The 19,705-nt window shown below is 49.7% G+C and carries 21 protein-coding genes; 11 read left to right on the forward strand and 10 right to left on the reverse strand.

Annotated elements, in window-relative coordinates:
* The first annotated feature begins 224 nt into the window (after positions 1-224).
* A complete protein-coding gene (locus tag L1278_RS04520; RefSeq protein ID WP_253401343.1) occupies positions 225-731 on the forward strand; it encodes a TlpA disulfide reductase family protein in 507 nt (168 codons plus the stop codon).
* Here the strand turns inward: L1278_RS04520 and L1278_RS04525 are convergent.
* Entirely contained in the window at positions 728-1,825 is a 1,098-nt protein-coding gene (locus L1278_RS04525) for a DnaJ domain-containing protein (RefSeq protein ID WP_253401344.1), read from the reverse strand. The two genes, L1278_RS04520 and L1278_RS04525, sit on opposite strands and share 4 nt — an antisense overlap.
* A gap of 152 nt (positions 1,826-1,977) precedes the next feature.
* On the opposite strand from L1278_RS04525, the gene L1278_RS04530 reads away from it, so the two are divergent.
* Genes L1278_RS04530 through L1278_RS04540 form a run of 3 tightly spaced genes read left to right on the forward strand, consistent with a single transcriptional unit; the run spans position 1,978 to position 3,735 of the window.
* Positions 1,978-2,352, forward strand: a complete 375-nt coding sequence (locus L1278_RS04530) for a phage holin family protein (RefSeq protein WP_116545028.1) — start codon at positions 1,978-1,980, stop codon at positions 2,350-2,352.
* The gene (locus tag L1278_RS04535; protein WP_253401346.1) at positions 2,349-2,993 is read left to right on the forward strand and encodes a hypothetical protein; all 645 of its coding nucleotides are present in this window, start codon (positions 2,349-2,351) and stop codon (positions 2,991-2,993) included. The genes L1278_RS04530 and L1278_RS04535 overlap by 4 nt, the downstream gene beginning before the upstream one ends.
* Positions 2,971-3,735: a geranylgeranylglyceryl/heptaprenylglyceryl phosphate synthase gene (locus tag L1278_RS04540; protein ID WP_253401348.1), complete on the forward strand. Its 765-nt coding sequence runs from the start codon at positions 2,971-2,973 to the stop codon at positions 3,733-3,735. The genes L1278_RS04535 and L1278_RS04540 overlap by 23 nt, the downstream gene beginning before the upstream one ends.
* Here the strand turns inward: L1278_RS04540 and L1278_RS04545 are convergent.
* The 6 genes from L1278_RS04545 to panD form a co-directional block, all read right to left on the reverse strand.
* The gene (locus tag L1278_RS04545) at positions 3,718-4,641 is read right to left on the reverse strand and encodes a helix-turn-helix domain-containing protein (RefSeq protein ID WP_188500711.1); all 924 of its coding nucleotides are present in this window, start codon (positions 4,639-4,641) and stop codon (positions 3,718-3,720) included. The genes L1278_RS04540 and L1278_RS04545 overlap by 18 nt on opposite strands.
* A 158-nt stretch (positions 4,642-4,799) precedes the next feature.
* Positions 4,800-5,939 carry an acyl-CoA dehydrogenase gene (locus L1278_RS04550; RefSeq protein ID WP_253401350.1) on the reverse strand — a complete coding sequence of 380 codons (1,140 nt, stop codon included), beginning with the start codon at positions 5,937-5,939 and terminating at the stop codon, positions 4,800-4,802.
* A 157-nt stretch (positions 5,940-6,096) separates the two neighbouring features.
* On the reverse strand, positions 6,097-6,774 hold the full coding sequence (locus tag L1278_RS04555; protein ID WP_253401351.1) for a zinc metallopeptidase: 678 nt from the start codon (positions 6,772-6,774) through the stop codon (positions 6,097-6,099).
* A 15-nt stretch (positions 6,775-6,789) separates the two neighbouring features.
* Positions 6,790-7,278, reverse strand: coding sequence for a D-glycero-beta-D-manno-heptose 1-phosphate adenylyltransferase (gene rfaE2, locus L1278_RS04560; RefSeq protein ID WP_253401353.1), 489 nt, complete (start codon positions 7,276-7,278; stop codon positions 6,790-6,792).
* On the reverse strand, positions 7,262-8,305 hold the full coding sequence (locus L1278_RS04565) for a lysylphosphatidylglycerol synthase transmembrane domain-containing protein (RefSeq protein ID WP_253401356.1): 1,044 nt from the start codon (positions 8,303-8,305) through the stop codon (positions 7,262-7,264). Before L1278_RS04565 ends, rfaE2 begins: the two co-directional genes overlap by 17 nt.
* 9 nt (positions 8,306-8,314) lie before the next feature.
* Positions 8,315-8,662, reverse strand: coding sequence for an aspartate 1-decarboxylase (gene panD / locus L1278_RS04570; protein ID WP_007655433.1), 348 nt, complete (start codon positions 8,660-8,662; stop codon positions 8,315-8,317).
* Positions 8,663-8,888: 226 nt separating this feature from the next.
* Here panD and L1278_RS04575 point away from each other — a divergent pair, with 226 nt between their 5' ends.
* Positions 8,889-9,473, forward strand: a complete 585-nt coding sequence (locus L1278_RS04575; protein ID WP_253401357.1) for a hypothetical protein — start codon at positions 8,889-8,891, stop codon at positions 9,471-9,473.
* A gap of 332 nt (positions 9,474-9,805) precedes the next feature.
* Here L1278_RS04575 and panC read toward each other — a convergent pair whose 3' ends face one another.
* Positions 9,806-10,660, reverse strand: a complete 855-nt coding sequence (gene panC, locus L1278_RS04580; protein WP_253401360.1) for a pantoate--beta-alanine ligase — start codon at positions 10,658-10,660, stop codon at positions 9,806-9,808.
* Between the two features lie 137 nt (positions 10,661-10,797).
* On the opposite strand from panC, the gene L1278_RS04585 reads away from it, so the two are divergent.
* The 3 genes from L1278_RS04585 to glmS all read left to right on the forward strand — a co-directional run bounded on the left by L1278_RS04585 (position 10,798) and on the right by glmS (position 14,906).
* A complete protein-coding gene (locus L1278_RS04585; protein WP_188500717.1) occupies positions 10,798-11,613 on the forward strand; it encodes a glycogen/starch synthase in 816 nt (271 codons plus the stop codon).
* Entirely contained in the window at positions 11,597-12,976 is a 1,380-nt protein-coding gene (locus tag L1278_RS04590; protein ID WP_253401362.1) for a DUF4270 domain-containing protein, read from the forward strand. The genes L1278_RS04585 and L1278_RS04590 overlap by 17 nt, the downstream gene beginning before the upstream one ends.
* A gap of 94 nt (positions 12,977-13,070) precedes the next feature.
* Positions 13,071-14,906, forward strand: coding sequence for a glutamine--fructose-6-phosphate transaminase (isomerizing) (glmS, locus tag L1278_RS04595; protein WP_253401364.1), 1,836 nt, complete (start codon positions 13,071-13,073; stop codon positions 14,904-14,906).
* Between the two features lie 52 nt (positions 14,907-14,958).
* On the opposite strand, the gene L1278_RS04600 is transcribed toward glmS, so the two are convergent.
* Positions 14,959-15,642: a 3-hydroxyacyl-CoA dehydrogenase family protein gene (locus L1278_RS04600; RefSeq protein WP_253401366.1), complete on the reverse strand. Its 684-nt coding sequence runs from the start codon at positions 15,640-15,642 to the stop codon at positions 14,959-14,961.
* Positions 15,643-15,690: 48 nt separating this feature from the next.
* Here L1278_RS04600 and L1278_RS04605 point away from each other — a divergent pair, with 48 nt between their 5' ends.
* Positions 15,691-16,071, forward strand: a complete 381-nt coding sequence (locus L1278_RS04605) for a RidA family protein (protein WP_253401368.1) — start codon at positions 15,691-15,693, stop codon at positions 16,069-16,071.
* 249 nt (positions 16,072-16,320) lie between these two features.
* Complete coding sequence (locus L1278_RS04610; protein WP_253401370.1) at positions 16,321-16,743, forward strand: hypothetical protein; 423 nt, start codon at positions 16,321-16,323, stop codon at positions 16,741-16,743.
* A gap of 145 nt (positions 16,744-16,888) precedes the next feature.
* Here L1278_RS04610 and L1278_RS04615 read toward each other — a convergent pair whose 3' ends face one another.
* Positions 16,889-17,911, reverse strand: coding sequence for a YihY/virulence factor BrkB family protein (locus L1278_RS04615; RefSeq protein ID WP_253401372.1), 1,023 nt, complete (start codon positions 17,909-17,911; stop codon positions 16,889-16,891).
* Between the two features lie 165 nt (positions 17,912-18,076).
* On the opposite strand from L1278_RS04615, the gene gltX reads away from it, so the two are divergent.
* Positions 18,077-19,618 (forward strand): glutamate--tRNA ligase, encoded by a 1,542-nt coding sequence (gene gltX / locus L1278_RS04620; protein ID WP_253401374.1) that lies wholly within the window; start codon positions 18,077-18,079, stop codon positions 19,616-19,618.
* Positions 19,619-19,705: the final 87 nt, after the last annotated feature.

Genomic DNA, 19,705 nt, shown 5'->3' on the forward strand with positions numbered 1-19,705 from the left:
TCTGCTGCCCTACTATACTTTATAATAAGCCACTGGTTGTCTAAATTGTTTTCAGCCTAAAATTTTTCCTGCATTTTAGTAACTTAGCTGTTGCAACATCTTTCGCTCTTATGAAAAGAACCTACTGGAGCGCCATTTTTGCAGGTATGTCTGCCGGCATCGGCACAGTCCTCCTGCTTGCGCTCGTTTACATGTACTTCATTCAGAACATCCAAGTCTAAGCCATGACCCGCCGCCAAACCTTCTGGACTGCCTATGCCGTGGGCTTTGCAGTTACGAGCATGATCGCCGTGTTCGCCTTTTACATGCTCAACCAGACTGTACCACAACATGTGAACTGGCAGTCGCTAAAACTCACCAGCCTGCAGGGCGAGCCCATCTCCATCGACAAGTATAAGGGAAGAGTGGTGGTGCTGAACGTGTGGGCCACCTGGTGCAAGCCCTGCATCGAAGAGATGCCCTCTATGGACCGCCTCCAGCAGCTGCACCCCGATAAAATTGCCGTCGTTACCGTGTCGGATGAGGAGTTGGAAAAGCTGTTGAAGTTCCGTAGCCGGCAGACATATTCCTTTACTTACCTCAGGGCCAACACTCCGCTGGCCAATCAGCAACTGACCGTATTCCCGACTACCTACATCCTCAACCCGAAAGGAGAGATAAAAGAGATCTACCTGGGTGGTCATACCTGGGACAGTGAGAAAATGCAGAAGAAGCTGCTAAAATACTACTAGCGACAGTTAGCCCGAAGTTCCAGCAGCGCGGCAGAGTAGCCCAGCCGGTAGGCTTCGTTGAAGTGGGCACAGGCAGAATCGGGCTGTGCCTGCTCAAGCTCGGTGCGCCCGAGCAGGTAGTATACCCGGCCATTGGCGTTGTCGGCCTGCAGCACCTGCCGGTAGTCGGCCTCCGAGGCAGCATAGTCACCGGTTTTGTAGTAGCCGAAGCCCCTAAATGTCAAAGCGTTTGCCCATGACTCACCTTTAGAGGTATAGCGCAGAAAGCTGGTAAAGTCAGCGATGGCCGGCTCATACTTCTGCAGGTAAAACAGGCGCACTTCCCCCCTATCCAACTGCGCTGTGTGCAGGGTGCTGTCAAGTGTAAGGGCTATCCCAAAATCCCGCTCGGCCTCAGGGTACTTCTCTAGCTTGGCGAGGCTCTTGCCCCGCATCAAAAACACTTCTGCTGAGGGTCTGTCCTGTAGCGCAATCACTTGGTTCAGGTCCTCCACAGCCGCCCGGTAATTTTCATTTACATTCATCGAGATGCTCGCCCTTGTCAGGTAAGCATCCGCGTGCTTTGGCCGGAAATAGATGGCATCATTCAAAAGGCTGTGCGCACTGCTATACTTGCCGTGCTCGATGTAGCTGAGGGCCGTCTTATACCTGTCTTCGCCGGTGATGTAGTCCATGGTAGACTTAAGCAGCACACTGAATACAAACATGAAAGCAAAAAAACCGAGCGTGATGTAGAGATCCTTGCGCACAAAGCGGCGCCCTTCGCGGCGAGGTATGTTCTGGTAGTGCCGCTCCGACACGGGAGCAGGAGGCCGGGTTTGCCGGTAGCGGGCGTGGTGGTGCGGCTGGTGCTGGCGTATGGCCTGTCGCTGCTCGTTCAGGTACTGCAGGCGCAGGTCATAGCGTGCGCGTTTGCCCGGGTCCGACAAGGTCTGGTAAGCAGAGTTGACTACCTTGAACAACTCCTCAGCTCGCGCATCACCCGGGTTTCGGTCAGGATGATACTTCAAAGCCAGCTGCTTGTAAGCCAGTTTGATCTCCTGCGCCGACGCCGTGGGGCTCACGCCCAGAATGCTATATAAGTTATGATCCAAGGAGGCTAATGTAACAAAAAAGGAATACTTAAGTTAAGTAAACACGGACAAGATACTGCAAATTCCGTAGTACAACTTTAACTGATTGCATCTTCCGTACATATTTTAATATACTACCGTATACAGAAAAAGCACTAAAAAAGCTGGGCACTATGAACGACAACGGCACAAGAGAAAAAAGCACCAATCTTATCGAGAACCTCATGGGGTACATTGATACCCGCATAGACATTATACGGCTTGAGATACAGGAAAAGATGAAGGCAGCCATGGTGGGTGCTATCCATGGGGTGTTACTGGGCTTTTTCGGCCTGATGAGCTTTCTGTTTGTGAGCATTTTCCTGGGACTGCTGCTCAACCACCTGCTCGACAGCTCTTTCTGGGGCTTCGGAATTATTGCCTTGTTCTATGTGGTGGTGCTGGTAATACTGCTAATAGGCCTCGACAAAAAAGTGTTCCAGGGTATGGCCGACAAGGCTTTGGACAATACCATTTATAAAACCGATAAACGAGAAAATCAGATATGAGTGAGATAACAAACCCTTTGTTCGACAATGAACGGGAACTGCTGGAGCGCCAGAAAGAAGAATACAAGAAGGCGCTCATGGGTGATGTGGACCAGATAAAAACACAGGGCCAGCAGATTGGCAAAAAGGTCGCTATCGCGGGCGGTGTGCTGGTGGCAGGGCTACTGCTCCGGAGCATGTTCAGCGGCGATAAAAAAAAAGCTAAAACGCTGAAGGGCAGGAAGGCGGCAAAGCAATCGAAGTACGTTGCCCGAGAGGCGGACGCGCTGGGCTTCAACAGGTATGGGTACGAACAGGAAGGCGGCTATACCGCAAGTAATGCAGACATAGCCGGATACGACTCTTTTGTGCATGAGCAGGAGGACGCCTATACTTTATCTTCTGAGCGTATGCCGTACGCGCAACGTGAACCGAAGCAACAAACCGGCGTTTCCAAAAGCTTCGTAAGCCCTGAGCTGATGCAGGTCATCAGCCAGCAGGTAATGGCCCTGCTCCTTGTATACCTTACGAAAAAGGTAGAGGAATACTTAAGCACTGTTTCTAAAAATAGCGATATTGCAGCAGCACCCATCGAGGTGACTGAAATAGAGACCATTGCTTATACCATTCCAGAAGAGGATGCCATTCAACAACCTTTGTAACAGACAGCAGCATGAGCCAGGCAGAAAGCACTTCGCCCTCCTGATCGATCCCGATAATCTGGACGAAGCTTCCTGCCTGAACCTGCTCTCTTTAAGCGAAGCCCACCAGGTAGATTTTTTCTTTGTCGGCGGCAGCCTTATCACCACCGACAACCAAGCCGCCATCATCCGGCTCATCAAAGAGAACAGCACTATACCTGTCATCCTCTTTCCGAGCAACAGCCTGCACATCGACAAACAGGCAGACGGCATTCTGCTTCTTTCCCTTATCTCGGGCCGCAACCCCGACTTCCTGATTGGCCAGCATGTGCTTTCGGCCCCCATCCTCAAAGCCAGTGCGCTACAGGTATACCCTACCGGCTACATACTCGTTGAGTCCGGCCGCCAGACCACTGCTTCTTACATGAGCGGCACCACGCCTATACCGCATGACAAGCCGGCCATTGCCGCCTGCACTGCCATGGCCGGTGAACTCCTGGGCCTGCGCTACATATACCTGGACGGCGGCAGCGGTGCACTGCATCCTGTTAGTTCCGATATGATCAAAGCTGTGCGACAGTCGGTAGAGACCCCTATTATTGTAGGAGGAGGTATCGATACAGCGGCCAAGGCAAAGGCAGCACTGGAGGCTGGTGCCGACGTGATTGTGGTAGGCAACCACATAGAAAAAAACCCCGGCTTTCTGGCCGAGGTTTCTCATACTATAGCTTCTTATAATCTAGCCTTAGATGTTCATCGCTGATTCGCGACGACGCATCTTACCGGCAGGTATACCGAACATCATCTTGAAGCGACGGCAGAAATAAGCTGTATCTTTGTAGCCCACGTCTTTACCGATTTCGCGGATGCTCTTCTTCGTGGTACGAAGCAGGAACACGGCGCGCTCCATACGCTGGTATTCAATGTAATCCTGTGGGTTTATACCTGTCAGCATTTTGAAATACTGGCCTACATAGTCCTCAGAAACGTTAGCAACGTTAGAAAGCACTTTGTTAGACAAGTCGCCGCCCAGGTTCTCCTTGATGTAGTTGAACAGGTCGATGAGGCGAGGGTCTTTGAAGTACGTGCTGTTGGTAGCCAACTGCTCCACAAACATTTTGTTGCGAAGAATGTGGCGAACAATCTCTACCACGATATTCTCGGTGTAGATGCTGATCAGGCGCTCCTTGCCGGGCAGGTCCTGCATGTTCTCTTCCACCACTTTGATCACCAGGTTAGCCAGCTTGTTGTTTCCTGAGATCAGGAAGGCAGGCAGGTCAAGCGATGCAAAGAAGTTTACAGAATCAAACACTTTCGCTTCGAAGCTCACATAGCTGTGGCTCTCTTCGGCGTCGCCGATCAGGTCGAGGTCGTTGTTGCTCTTAAAGAACTTCTCTCTATTGGTGATCAGATCATCATTTGTGATGGAGCGGCCGTCAGTGGAACCATAGGTTACCTTTGTGCTGCGCCCACCCGGTATAAAGAGCAGTTCGCCCTCTTCTACCATCTGTTCCTCTTCGCCAAAGAATATTGTACCTTTATGAAGCAGAATCAGGTTGTTGCCTACATCGTAGTAGTTGCGAACCGAGAACGGCTGCTGCAACACCAGATTTTTCGCTTTAATGAATCGCACCCCAAGCGACTCAATAATCTTATTGTAATCTTCCATGTGTGTTACCAACTAACTTTTATACTATAAACCCTTTAATTTTGTCCTAAAGCTAGGCTAATCTTTATAAAATTCAAAATATTTTAAATATTTAATTTTAATTCAATAAACCATATCCTTAGCCTAAATAACACAGCAGCAAAGGTTTAAGTGCCAAATTACTTTAATAATTCTCTTGAAATTACTATTTTCTGGATCTCAGAAGTACCCTCATAGATTTGTGTGATTTTAGCATCACGCATTAAACGCTCCACATGGTACTCTTTCACGAAACCATATCCGCCGTGCACCTGCACTGCTTCAACGGTTGTGTCCATGGCCACTTTTGACGCGAACAGCTTGGCCATGGCACCAGACATGCCGTAATCCTGGTGTGTGTCTTTATGGAAAGCTGCCTTCAGGCAAAGCATGCGGGCAGCCTCAATGTTTGTGGCCATATCGGCCAGTTTGAACTGGATCGCCTGGTGCTTGGCAATCTCTACACCGAAAGCCTTACGCTCTTTGGAGTACTTCAAAGCCAGCTCGAAAGCGCCTGAAGCTATACCTAAGGCCTGCGCCGCTATACCAATACGCCCGCCTGCCAGCGTGGACATGGCGAACTTAAAGCCGAAGCCATCTTCCCCGATACGATTTTCTTTTGGCACTTTCACGTCTGTGAACATCAAAGAGTGCGTGTCAGAACCACGGATACCCAGTTTGTTCTCTTTCAGTCCTACCTGGAAGCCTTCCATGCCGCGCTCTACAATAAAGGCGTTGATGCCTCGGTGCTTTTTCTCAGGATCTGTCTGCGCGATCACCAGGTATACAGAGGCCGTGCTGCCGTTTGTGATCCAGTTCTTGGTACCGTTCAGCAGGTAATAATCACCTTTATCTTCGGCTGTGGTGCGCTGCGAGGTAGCGTCAGAGCCGGCCTCCGGCTCAGAAAGACAGAAGGCACCGATGATCTCGCCCGTAGCCAGACGCGTCAGGTATTTCTGCTTCTGCTCTTCCGTACCGTATTTCTCCAAGCCCCAGCATACCAGCGAGTTATTCACTGACATCACCACAGAGGCAGAAGCATCTACTTTAGAAATTTCTTCCATGGCCAGCACATAGGAGATTGTATCCATACCGCCGCCGTTGTATTTTGGGTCCACCATCATACCCAGGAACCCGAGTTCTCCCATTTTCTTGATCTGCTCAGCCGGGAACTTCTGGTGCTCGTCGCGCTCGATTACGCCAGGCAACAATTCTGTTTGTGCAAACTCACGGGCAGCAGCCTGCACCGCCAAATGTTCTTCAGTTAATTGAAAATTCATGCTTTTATATATAAAAGGACTGTAATTAATGGATTATAGTACAAAACTATGAAATTTGGCAATATCTGTATAACTCACCGTCAATAAAAACAAAATCGCCATCCGCTCTGAACGAACGGATGGCGATTTGTCTAATGAAATTTGCATCGTAATCAGCTTAGTCGCGACGACCCATCAATAGTGACGCATAGTACAACAGCGTGGCCAGAGAGCCCAGTGCTGCAACCACGTAGGTCATAGCCGCCCATTTCAGTGCGTCTTTCGACATGGCCAGTTCCTGCTGCGTTACAATGTTGTTGGAGCTGATCCAGGCCAGGGCCCGCTTACTCGCGTCGAACTCAACCGGCAGGGTCACAAAGCTGAAGATGGTGGTCAGACCGAACAGGGCCACACCAATTGTCAATGGAATAGGCGTGGTCTGTAGCATGAAGATACCGATCAGTATGATCCACTGCATGTAGCGTGAGGCGATGCTCAGCGCCGGCACCATGGCCGAGCGGAACTTCAGGAAGCTGTATGCTTTTGCGTGCTGCACGGCGTGACCGCATTCGTGTGCTGCCACAGCTGCCGCAGCGGCGCTACGGGCTTCGTACACATACTCACTCAGGTTCACGGTCTTGTCGGCCGGGTTGTAGTGGTCCGTCAGGCGGCCCGCCACCGATATCACTTTCACATCGTGTATACCGTTATCGGCCAACATCATTTCGGCAATCTCACGGCCAGTGTAGCCAGATTGCAACGGAATTTCGGAGTACTTCTTAAACTTACTCTTCAGCCTCCAGCTTACCCACATGCTGAGGCCCATAAAGAGGATAACAATCAAATATATTCCCATTTCTCTAATTAAATTTTAAGGGTTCGGTCGGTTTTCAATCTTTTTAACAACGTTTGTGGTCGAATAGCCTTTCACGAGCGGTATGGTTTTCACCTCTCCCCCTCTTGCTGTAACGACATCCTGCCCCACTATATTTTCGATGGTGTAATCGTCGCCCTTCACCAGTATATCCGGCTGCACAGCCTTGATCAGTTCAAGCGGCGTATCTTCATCGAAGAATACTACGGCATCCACAAACAAAAGCGATGCCATGACGCGCGCGCGTGACATTTCGTCCTGCAGCGGACGGCTTGGACCTTTTATACGGTTTATTGACGCATCCGTGTTAAGTCCGAGCACCAGTTTATCGCCAAGTTGTCGTGCTTTTTCGAGGTAATCGACGTGACCCAGGTGAAGAATATCGAAGCAACCATTGGTAAAAACGATCTTTTGTCCCTGGTTCCGCCAGGCCTGCACTTGCTCCTGCAAGTCGGACAGCGACAGGATTTTATCTTTCGAGTTCATGTATAGGTGGGTTTGCCTCCGCGAGCTCATCTGCTACGGCAGGCTTTTGCAACATTCCTGTCATAAAACTAAGCACTCCCATGGCAACTACCAAAAGTGTTTGCGATGTATGTGCCACCAGGGCGTAAGCCATACCTGCCTCCTTAGGTATACCATAAAGTAATAGCACAGTCTGCACCAGCAGGTGGTATACCCCTACTCCGCCCTGCACAGGCGCCGCCATACCGAGCGTGCCGATCACGAGAACCGAGAGCCCGGCTATTGGTGTCAGCTGCGATGTGGCAGGTATAGCATAGAACACTACAAGACTCATGCCGTAGTACATGGCCCACACAAACAAGGTATGTCCCCAGAAAGCCACCTGGTTTTCAATTTTAGTGATGCTGAACACGCCCTGCAGCATGCCGCGCACAAAAGCGACGGTTTTTATGAAGAAGGTGTTTTGCCGAAGCTTGTTCAGGTATAACAAGCCCAGCACCAGAAAAACGAGGCCCACTACCATCACGAGCGTAACAAACAGGTATAGCGACCCGAAGCTCTGCTCCAGGCTGGCGTACTTATCTGTGAAAAGACCAAAGAGGAAATCACGGAGGCGGTTAACCTCCAGCAGAAAGGTGAGCCCCAGGAAAAGGAGCAGCATGACCATGTCGATGATGCGCTCGGCGATGACCGTGCCAAAGGCTTTGTTAACCGGTATGCCATCGCTGCGACGAAGCATGCTGCAGCGCACAAGCTCGCCCATGCGGGGCAGCACGAGGTTGGCCACATAGCCCACCATCATGGCATCGTAGGTATTTTTAAAGGATGGGGTATAGCCCGTGGGCCGTATCTGCATGTACCAACGGTATGCCCGGCTCATGTAGGCGGCCAGGCCCATGACCAAAGATACGGCCAGCCAGGTATAGTTAATATTCTGGAGCTCTGCCCACAGTTTTTCGAAGTCGAGCTCTTTGAGGGCGTACCACATCAGAAATGCAGAAAGCCCCAGAAGCAGGCTGTACTTCAGAAAAGAGAGCAGTTTTCTCATGCGGTGGCGTTACACCAATCGGTTGTGCTGATCCGGGAAAACGAGCGTCGGCTGGTGGTTTTTAGCGTCTTCGAACTTGATAGAACAGTAAGAGATCACGATCACGATATCGCCAACCTGCACCTTGCGGGCAGCGGGGCCGTTCAGGCAAACCGTGCCGGTACCGCGCTCTCCTTTGATCACGTAGGTCTCGAAGCGTTCCCCGTTGTTGATGTTAACGATCTGTACTTTCTCATTCTCCACCACATTGGCAGCGTCCATCAGGTCTTCATCAATGGTGATGCTTCCTACATAGTGCAACTCCGCCTGCGTAACCCGACAACGGTGAATCTTTGATTTTAAAACCTCAATATACATGGTTTATTTCTGTAATAGGGCGCAAAGTTATGCAATTAGCTGCAGATATACTACCAGCACGCATGCATCACCTTTAAAAGTCCTGGAGTTGGACAAGCCACGACAGGAAAAGAGCGGCTGGGGGGGGGAAGCACATAATAATATTACTTTTATATTATATTATCGTATCTTAGAAAGAACAAATAAGAGGACAGTGATTTTATGAAAAACTTAAAAAACAAAAATCATGAAAAAAATATTGCCTAAATTTTCACTACTTGCGCTTTTTATCATCACTCTTACGGTTTTTATAGGCTGTACAAAGGAAGAGGATGAGTTTGTGCCTGATCAACTTTCTATAGAAACCAAGACTTCGGAGCTTCATCTTACTTCTCCAAATGGATTTAGGATTGCTAAAAGCAAGCAGGATTTTCTTAAATCGCTCTCTAAGATCAACGGCTTAAGCACTGATTCAATTGAAATCGTTGATATAAAATATATGGAATCCAAAGTAGCCTCTGCTGCATTTGTTTCTTACAAAGTTAAAGGTAACGAATTTGTAAAGAATATAGCTATAGGGAAAGGTAAAATAGAGTTTTCTACAAACAAGCTGCAAGTACATTCTAACAATACAAGGACGTTAAAAGCTGATGGCGAGTCTTCTGCAGTAATGACTGCATCCGAAGAAGGTCCGGGGCCGACGGTATCTTGTCATGGTTGTACTAATTGCAGAGTTGGTGGCTCGATTGAACCTAATGGCACAATTCACTTTAAATGTGAAAGCTCTTGCTGTTCAATGACTATAACATATCCAACTCCTGCTCCTGAATAATTTAAGAGTAATTTAATACTGTGTCAGCTCCGTCTCACACGCTGCCCTCTTCTTATATTAACAATTGAGCTGTTACTGCCTAGAGAGAGGATATGTATCTTCTCTCTAGTTTTTTTTAATTTAGTCAAGCTTAAAATGTAATGCAGAATGAGCATTCCCTTATGCAGCTAAAAGCATCTTTTCTTCCTTTTATTATAGACCTGATACTTAAAATCAGTTTTCGCGATATAGCGCACGAGGCCACTGTGAGATGCAAGTGCCCTCTTGTTACTGCACTTTTTTGTCGGCTGTAAGTTTTTCCAACATATAGGCTTCCCATAAGTGGTAACAACCTATATTTCGTTTAGATTCACGATCATGTTATCGATAAGGCGTACCTCGCCCACAAAGGCGGCAATGCAAATGGCTACTTCTTCCTGCGCCTGCACATCGGTTACGGGCTGCAAGGTATAGGCGTCCACTATCTCGAAGTACTCCAGCTGCAATTCGTCTACCTGGCCCAGGTAGGCGGCCACTTCGGCTTTGATGTCAGGTATAGCCTTGTGTTTCAGGTCGGCGGCTGCCATCTGCAGGGCCTTATATAGCTGCGTGGCGTGCTGGCGCTGCGTTGCCGTTAGCCGCTTATTGCGCGACGACATGGCCAGGCCGTCGGCCTCGCGCACGGTATGGTAGCACACCAGTTCCAGGTCGAAGCTCAGCGTCTGTACCAGCTGCCGCACGATGGCCACCTGCTGCAGATCCTTCTGCCCGAAATAGGCCTTGTGCGGCTGCACGATATGGAACAACTTGCTCACCACAATGGCCACCCCATTGAAGTGCCCTGGCCGGTGCTCACCCTCCATCACGGCTTCCAACGCACCGAAACTAAACTGCAGCACCGACTGTTGTGGGTATACCTCCTCCGCACTCGGCGCGAACAGGTAGTCGCAGCCGACGGTTTGCAGCAGGCTGATGTCCTGCTCGAGCGTGCGGGGGTATAGTTTATAATCAGAGGCGTTGTTGAATTGAGTCGGATTCACGAACACACTACAAATCGTAATGTCATTCTCGCGGGCCGAGGCACGCAGGAGTTGCAGGTGCCCTTCGTGCAGGGCGCCCATGGTAGGCACAAAACCAATGCGCTTGCCGCTGCATCGCAGCGCTGTCACAATGGCTCTCAGGGCTGACACCCGCTCTATAACTTCCATATTAATAGGTATAAAAGATGCAATTGCTGAAAGTCGGCAAAAGTAGGTTATAGAACATTAAATTGAAAATTAGAATAAAAAGTGCTAATTTTGCACGTCCCATTACTGTTGCTCATTAATTTTTTAATTACATACCCATGTCTAAATTGCGAATCCTGTACGCCGCCACCGAAATCCTTCCTTTCCTCCAAACCACTAAAGTAGCAGAATTTCTGAACACGCTGCCGCAGAGTATGCAGGAAAGAGGTATGGAGATCCGCATCTTCGTGCCAAAGTTCGGTATAATAAACGAGCGTAAAAACCGTTTGCATGAGGTAGTTCGCCTGTCGGGCATCAATATCGCCGTAGGTGATGACGAGAAACCGCTTGTTATAAAGGTAGCTTCTATTCCGAATGCCAAGCTGCAGGTATATTTTATCGATAACGAAGACTATTTCCAGCGTAAGTCCGTTTTTGTGGATAAGAACAACAACTTCCACCAGGACAACGACGAGCGTGCCATCTTCTTCTGCAAGGGCGTGCTCGAAACAGTGAAAAAACTGGGCTGGCAGCCGGACATCGTACATTGCAACGACTGGATGACCGGTCTGATTCCGCTGTACCTGAAAACTACTTACAAAAAAGACCCGATCTTTAAGGATTCGAAGTCTATCTTTACGGTTTACAACCACGAGTACAAGCACAAGTTTGAAGGCGACCTGCTCGAGAAAGTAAAAATGCTTGATATCGACAACAGCATGCTGGCCTCATTGCAGGAAGCAGACCTGGACAGCTTTATCAAGGTGGGCATGGAATACGCTGACTCTGTGATCAAGACAAACGAGAACTTCAGCGAGAACATCAATGCCCTGTTCAGCGAATTTGTTGAGACAAATAAAAACATCAATACCATCAGTGCCGACGACAACCTGTGTGATTCATACTTCAACCTATATAATGAACTCAGCCGCTAGAAGATTATTCCTTTTCTTCTTTTCATTTGCCGCCCTCACAGCCTGCGAAGACCCAAAAGACATCGGACTCGAACTTCAGGACGAAAACCTGATAGGCACGGAGTTCACAGACACCCTTACCATCCGGACAGGAACCGTTTTCCAGGGGGACTCGATTCCTGCGTTCCGCTCACAGCCGCCTCTGCTGGGGCAGTATGTTGATCCGGTGCTGGGTAAGGTGCGTGCCAGCACGATCACGGAGGTAGCCCTTAACGGCAGCAGCCTCAACTTTGGCGCGGGCGCCAAAGCAGATTCGCTGGTGCTCACACTGGACTATTCGTTTAAGTATGCGGACACCCTGAAAGCGATGCAGGTAAACGTGCACCGCCTGACCGGTTCTTTTGATGAAAGAACATCCTACTTTACGACCACTCCTTTTCCTTATGATGCCACCCCGATTGGTTCGAAGGCTTTTCTGCCTCGTATAGACACTGAAAAGAAGGAGAATGTAACCACCAAAACCACAAGACTGCTTAAGATAAAGCTGAGCCCTGAGCTGGCAAACGAGTTCATGGCCCAGTCCGGCCAGGCAGGTTTAGCTGACCAAGCTGGCTTCCGGAACTTTTTCAAAGGTATAGCGCTGACGGTGCCAGAGGATGCGAATGCAAGTATAGTAGGCCTGACTCTGAGCAGCACCAACTCCAGCCTGGCATTGCACTATACAACGGCGGAAGGCACGGCCAAGCAGCATAACTTTTTAATGGGCACCGGCAATTACTTCACGCAGTTATCATCTGATCGCACGGGCACTGCTGTTGCGGCGCTGCAGGCTGACGGCAGCTTTATACCTGCCACTGAGACGGGCGGAGATTCTTATGTGCAGGCAGGCACGCAGTTACTCAGCAAGATCACTTTCCCTTACCTGGACAAACTCAAGGACCTTCCGGGTAACCTGATCATCAACCGGGCAGAACTGATTATACCTGTCAAAGCAGCTTCTTCGACCAACAACCTGCCGAGACCACCGCAATTGGCTTTGTATGAAACTAATAGCGCGAACGAGTTCTTAAAAGACATTTCCGGCACCGTGCGTACCGTACAGGTAGATGGTGTTAATCCATTGTTTACCAACTATCCGGCCCTTGTAGCCAGCAGCCGCAAAAATGGCGTAGACTACTATACCATGAATGTAACCAGCTACCTGCAGGGCGTGATGATGGGCATCAAGTCAAATGACGGCCTGATGCTGGGTGCTGTAAGCGCCGTATCGCAATCGAACGGGGCAGCTACTATAAGCCCTGAGGTGCGTCCATACCGCGCCATCGTTACTAATAATGAGGCAAATCCGGTGAGGCTGTTGATATATTATTCAAAGCTACAGTAGGAAGTCCTAAATTTTAGTTAGAAATTTTATACATATTATAGAAAAGGGTACCTTTGCAGGTACCCTTTATTTTTTTAATGAAATTTTATACTATATGTGCGGAATTGTAGCATACGTAGGGCACAGAGAAGCTTGCCCTATAGTCCTAAAAGGCTTGAAACGACTTGAGTACAGAGGCTATGACAGCGCAGGAATAGCCCTGATGAACGGAGGTTTAAACATCTTCAAAAGAAAAGGCAAGGTAAGCGACCTTGAAGAGTTTATTGCAGACAAAGATGTGCACGGCCACATCGGCATGGGCCACACCCGCTGGGCTACCCACGGCGAGCCGAACGATGTAAATGCACACCCGCACTACTCTAGCTCCAAGAACATTGCCATCATCCACAACGGCATTATCGAGAACTACGCTTCCCTGAAGCAGCTCCTGATCGAAAAAGGCCATACTTTCCAGTCTGAAACAGACTCGGAGGTTTTCATTAACCTGATCGAAGACATTAAGCAGAACAGCAACTGTACGCTGGCCGAAGCCGTGCGCCTGGCCCTGCACGAAGTAGTAGGTGCTTATGCCATTGTAGTGCTTTCGAAAGATGATCAGAACCAACTCATCGCGGCTCGTAAAGGCAGTCCGCTGGTGGTAGGTATAGGCGAAGGTGAGTACTTCCTCGCTTCTGATGCTACCCCGATCATTGAGTATACCAACGATGTAGTGTATATAAATGACTACGAACTAGTGGTGATCAAAAACGGTGAGTTGGAGATCCGTACCAAAGAGGACGTGGTGCAAACACCTTACGTACAGCGCCTTGAAATGGCCCTGGAGTCGATTGAGAAGGGTGGCTACCCGCACTTCATGCTGAAGGAAATTTTTGAGCAGCCACGCTCTATCCTCGACAGCATGCGCGGACGAATGATCGCTGAGAGCGACCATATGATGATGGGCGGCATCCGTGAGTTCGAAAACAAATTCGTGAACGCAGAGCGCATTATCATCGTGGCCTGCGGTACGTCCTGGCACGCCGGTTTGGTGGCTGAGTACCTGATTGAAGACCTCGCCCGCATACCTGTGGAAGTGGAGTATGCTTCTGAGTTCCGCTACCGCAACCCGATCCTGAGCGAGCGCGACATTGTGGTGGCCATCTCGCAATCTGGTGAGACGGCTGATACGCTGGCTGCGCTGGAACTGGCGAAGTCGAAGGGTGCTACCATCTTCGGTATCTGCAACGTAGTAGGCTCTTCTATTGCCCGTGCTACAGACGCGGGTGCCTATACCCACGCGGGTCCTGAGATTGGTGTAGCCTCTACCAAAGCCTTCACGGCACAGGTAACGGTACTTTCGCTGATTGCCATGATATTGGGCAGCAAGCGCGGCACTCTGGAAACAACCAAGCTGCGCCAGTTGATGGTGGAGTTGGAAAGCATTCCGGCCAAAGTAGAGAAGGCACTGGAGCTAAACGACCAGATCGTGCGAATTTCTGAGCAGTATAAAGACGCTACTAACTTCCTATACCTGGGACGTGGTTACAACTTCCCGGTTGCACTGGAAGGTGCCCTGAAGCTGAAAGAGATTTCTTATATACACGCCGAGGGTTACCCAGCTGCTGAGATGAAGCACGGCCCGATCGCGTTGATTGACCAGCACATGCCGGTGGTAGTGATTGCTACGAAAGACAGCTCTTACGAGAAAATCGTGTCGAACATACAAGAGGTGAAGGCTCGCAAAGGAAAGATCATTGCTGTTGTAACAGAAGGTGACACGACTATACCTGCTATGGCAGACCATGTGATCGAGATTCCTGAGACAAGCGAGCACCTGGTGCCGTTGTTGTCTGTTATTCCGCTGCAGTTGCTGTCGTATCACATCGCGGTGATGCGCGGCTGTAACGTAGACCAGCCTCGTAATTTGGCGAAGTCTGTGACGGTTGAGTAACCAACGAAAAGATAAAAGAAAAGGGGAAGCTGATTGGCTTCCCCTTTTTTATTTACAGCTCAAACTTCTCACCTCTCAGATACTTCGTCTTAAGCAGCGGACAGATTTTGTAACGCTCTTCTTTGGTGTCTTCGTACATCGCCTCCAGCACTTTGTAGACATTGGCTATCCCTATGGCATTGGCCCACTCAAATGGTCCGTGCGGGTAGTTAGTGCCGAGCTTCATACCTAAGTCTATGTCCTGGATAGAGGCGGTGCCCTCCTGCAAGGTATAGCAGGCCTCGTTGATGATCATGCACAGGATGCGCGGCGTGGCCATACCTGCGCGGTCATCCACCAGCTGATACTCCGTTCCGAGCTGCTCACATACCTGGTGCAACTTTTCGGCATCGCTTTGTTTGTAAAGGCTCACCTCCAGCACTGGCCGGTTGAGCATGGTCGGCAGTCCGTTGAAGCCGAACAGTGTGCAGGTAGTCTCTAAGCATGATTCGTGCACGAGTGCGGCCAACTGCTTCGTTGCTGCCTGGCAAAACACAACCTGGTCTGGTGCATAATGGCACAGGCGCTCGGGTTCCTCATGCAGCAGGAAGTCAAATACGATATCGGAAGGCTTCAGCTGCTCATCGGTCAGGTGGCGGCTGTGCAGGAAGGTATAGGTATTGCCATTTGCTCCTTCCGGAAACTTCTGTCGAAACTCAGCGGCCATTTCATCGCCAGACAAAACAAGTATGTGCATATTTCTGTACTTTTGATCATAAAGATACACATTAAAATAAATCAGACTATGAATCATAGCATCATCACTTCGACCAATGCGCCAGCCGCAATAGGGCCTTACAGCCAGGCAACGCTTCACAACGGCACCATGTATGTTTCAGGACAAATTCCACTGGACCCACAAACCGGCGAGCTGGTAAGCGGCACCATAGAAGAGGAAACGCACCAGGTCATGAAGAACCTGTTTGCCATTCTGCAAGAGGCTGGTATGGGCTTCGACAATGTACTCAAATGCTCCATCTTCGTGAAAGACCTGGGCAACTTCGGCAAAATAAACGAGGTATACGGCAGCTACTTCACCGCCAACCCTCCTGCCCGCGAAACCGTGGAGGTAAGCCGCCTGCCGAAAGATGTGAATGTGGAGATCTCCTGTATTGCGGCTTTGTAACGGAGCTTATATTGATCATCGCTATACCTGCAGCCTCGTTTTTTGATGATGGGGCTGCAGGTATTTTTATGTGTATATAGTATATTCGGTAATCCAGTTACGGTTATCTGTTGGAATCGACAGATAACCGTATGTTTACTCCCTTTATATACTAGTTGGGCAAAATGAAATATTATTTATAAATTTTATGTGTTTCTATTATTCTGAATATTACAAAGAAGAAATTCCCAAACCTAAAACTCATTGCTCATGTCCTATTTTCAAAAAGCTATTATAGTAGCTGGGTTGGTATTCCTACCATTTATGATGGTTGCTCAAGGTTCAAGTGCTCTGCCTTATAATAAAGATCAGATAGAACTTGATCAAGAAATGAGTCCATCAGGTACCGCAATTGATAAATTTAAAGCTATTCATGTTATTTCTTCTAGTTTAAGAGGGGTGCGTGGCGCTAATGGAGTAGTCTATTGGGTTAGCAAGGATAAAGCTACATTATCGGCCTATAAAGGAGTGCGACTACTCTGGCGTACAAATGTGGCTGAAGCCTTTAAGGCAGACGTCCAACAGCCACAAATTGAGAAGATTGTTCTTGCTTCCAATGTGATTTTTGTATCCGTTAGTGATAAGGTACTAGTTGAAATTGACCGAGAAACTGGTCAACTAGGGAAAAAGTAGTAGACTGAGAAGGTAGGCAGATTTTCTAATGGTAGAGCATCTTTCTATAATAATATTAATAATAGATTACTTTGCCCAACCACGCCTAAACTTTAGCTATGCCACAGTTTAGGCCAGTACGTTGTCATACTTAAACCGCTTCCCCTCAAATCCCCTCCCCCGCTGACTTGTCATGCTCATCGGACTTGGCCGCTTCCCTGGCTTCTTCTTCCCCATAAATATCCTTGGTGAACTTACCTGGCTCGGCATTCACGGCGGTGTGGCCTACTTCTATTTCCTGCCGGATGAAGCGCACGGCATACTCGGCTGGGTAAATGTTGAAGCCATACTTGCGGGAGTAGACAAAAGTGAACACAGCCCCGAAAAAGATAATCTGAGAGGTATAGAACACCCACAGCAAAATCACGATGACCGAACCGGCCGCTCCGTAAATAGACGTGATATTGCTCGTGCCCAGGTATAGCCCGATGACTTCGCGGCCGATGGCAAAGAGCGCCGAGGTCACCAGCGCGCCCACCCACACGTCGCGCCACTTGATCTTGGCGTCGGGCAGGAAGCGGTAGATGCAGCCGAACATGAACGTCATCAGCACAAAGCCCGACACCAGGTTAACGCCGCGCATCACGTACACGATCCAGCCAGCCAGGCGGGCCTCCAGAAAATCACCAACAGCGACCAGGATGGTGTTGGCCAGCAGCGACACGATCAGCAGAATGGCAATGGCCAGAATCATGGCGAAGGACAGAAAGCGGTCGAGGATCAGTTTGACGTAGCCGCGCTTGGGAGCGGGCCGCACATACCATACTTCATTGAGCGAATCCTGCAGCGACACAAAAACACCCGTAGCCGCAATAAAAAGCGTGACCACGATGATGACGGTAGCGAGGTTGAATGAGGTGATGTCGTTGATGCTCTCGACCATGCGCTGCACCGCAAATGCCGCTTCCGAGCCGATCGTCTCCCGGATCTGGTAGTATACCTCTCCTGACACAGCCTGTTCCCCAAAAAAATAACCGGTGGCGTTGATGATGATCAGCAGAATAGGCGGCAGCGCGAAAATGGTATAATAGGCCAGCGCCGCCCCTTTTTGAAAGGAGTTGTTCTCGATGAACTCAAGGCCAGCCTCCTGGAGCAGGCACCATATCTTTTTCAGCGTCTTGCGGGGCATGGGGAGGTAAGGGATATTATTCTAAAACTGATACGCAGATGAAAGGTTATGTTTATACCTGCGCCTCGTACAGGTATAGTTTACAGCGCGCAACCCTTACCGAAACGAAAATTTATTTTGTACCTTTGTGGCTTCATTTGCAATGCCATTTTGAAATAACCATACATGGAAAGAGAAGTTAGAGTACGCTTTGCCCCGAGCCCGACAGGGCCTCTCCATATCGGCGGTGTTCGCACAGCCCTTTACAACTTTTTGCTGGCCAAGAAAACAGGCGGCAAAATGATTTTGCGCATCGAGGACACAGACCAGAACCGTTTTGTGCCCGGCGCCGAAGATTACATCCGTGAGTCGCTGGAGTGGTGCGGCATCGAACTGGACGAGAGCCCTTGGGATGGTGGCCCTTACGCACCTTACCGCCAGTCGGAGCGCAAGCCAATGTACATGCAGTACGCCATGCAACTGATCGAGAGCGGCCATGCTTACTACGCTTTCGATACGGCTGAGGAGCTGGACGAAATGCGCGAGCGCCTGAAAGCTGCTAAAGTAGCCACGCCGCAGTACAACGCCATCACCCGCATGACGATGAAAAACTCGCTCACGCTGCCGGAAGATGAAGTGAAGAAGCGTCTGGAGTCTGGTGACCCTTACGTAATCCGCCTGAAAGTGCCGCGCAAGGAAGAGGTTCGTTTAAAAGATTTGATCCGTGGCTGGGTAATGGTACACTCTTCTGCCATCGACGATAAAGTTTTGATGAAGTCAGACGGTATGCCGACTTACCACCTTGCAAACATCGTGGACGACCACCTGATGAAAATCACGCACGTGATCCGTGGCGAAGAATGGTTGCCATCTGCCCCGCTGCACGTGTTGCTCTACCGCTACCTGGGTTGGGAAGATACTATGCCAGAGTTTGCGCACCTGCCGCTTTTGCTCAAGCCAGACGGCAACGGCAAGCTGAGCAAGCGCGATGGCGATAAGTTGGGCTTTCCGGTATTCCCGCTGCGTTGGGTAGATCCGTTTACAAGCGAAGTTTCTTCCGGTTACCGCGAAGCAGGCTACATTCCGGAGGCATTCATTAACTTCCTCGCCTTTTTGGGCTGGAACCCGGGCACGCAGCAAGAAATCTTCTCTATGGAGGAGCTAGCAAATGAATTCTCTATCGAGCGTATCGGCAAGTCTGGTACCCGATTTGACATACAGAAAGCACGTTGGTTCAACGAGCAGTACCTGCGCGCCAAGCCAGACGCTGAATTGGCAGGCTACCTGCTGAAAGCACTGGAAGAACAAAATATTACGTGCTCACCTGAGAAAGCAGAGAAAATTGCCGGCCTGATGAAGGAGCGTGTGAGCTTCCCGCAGGAGTTCTGGCGCGAGGCTGCTTACTTCTTCGTGGCTCCTACCGAGTACAGCGAGAAAGTAGCTTCCAAGAAGTGGAACAGCCAGGCAGTAGCCGTTTTCACCGACTTCCGCAACGAGCTCTCTTCTCTGAGTGACTTCAACGCTGACACCGTAAAAGATTTGCTGGTAAGCATTCTGGAGCGCCACGGCATGAAAATCGGTATGGTGATGCAGGCGCTTCGCCTGGCTGTAACCGGCGCTGAGGCTGGCCCTGACCTGATGCAGATCATCGAGGTGATTGGCCGCGAGGAGACCGCAAACCGCATAGACGCTGCCATCAGTGCGCTGAGCCAGTACGCCACGGCGTAGGCTATACCTTATACCTGACAAAGCGGCTACTCCGGAAACGAGGTAGCCGCTTTTTTATACCTGCCCGCTATACCTGTCTGAAACTAT

This window comes from Pontibacter sp. HSC-36F09 (assembly GCF_024171605.1).
Classification (GTDB): Bacteria; Bacteroidota; Bacteroidia; order Cytophagales; family Hymenobacteraceae; genus Pontibacter.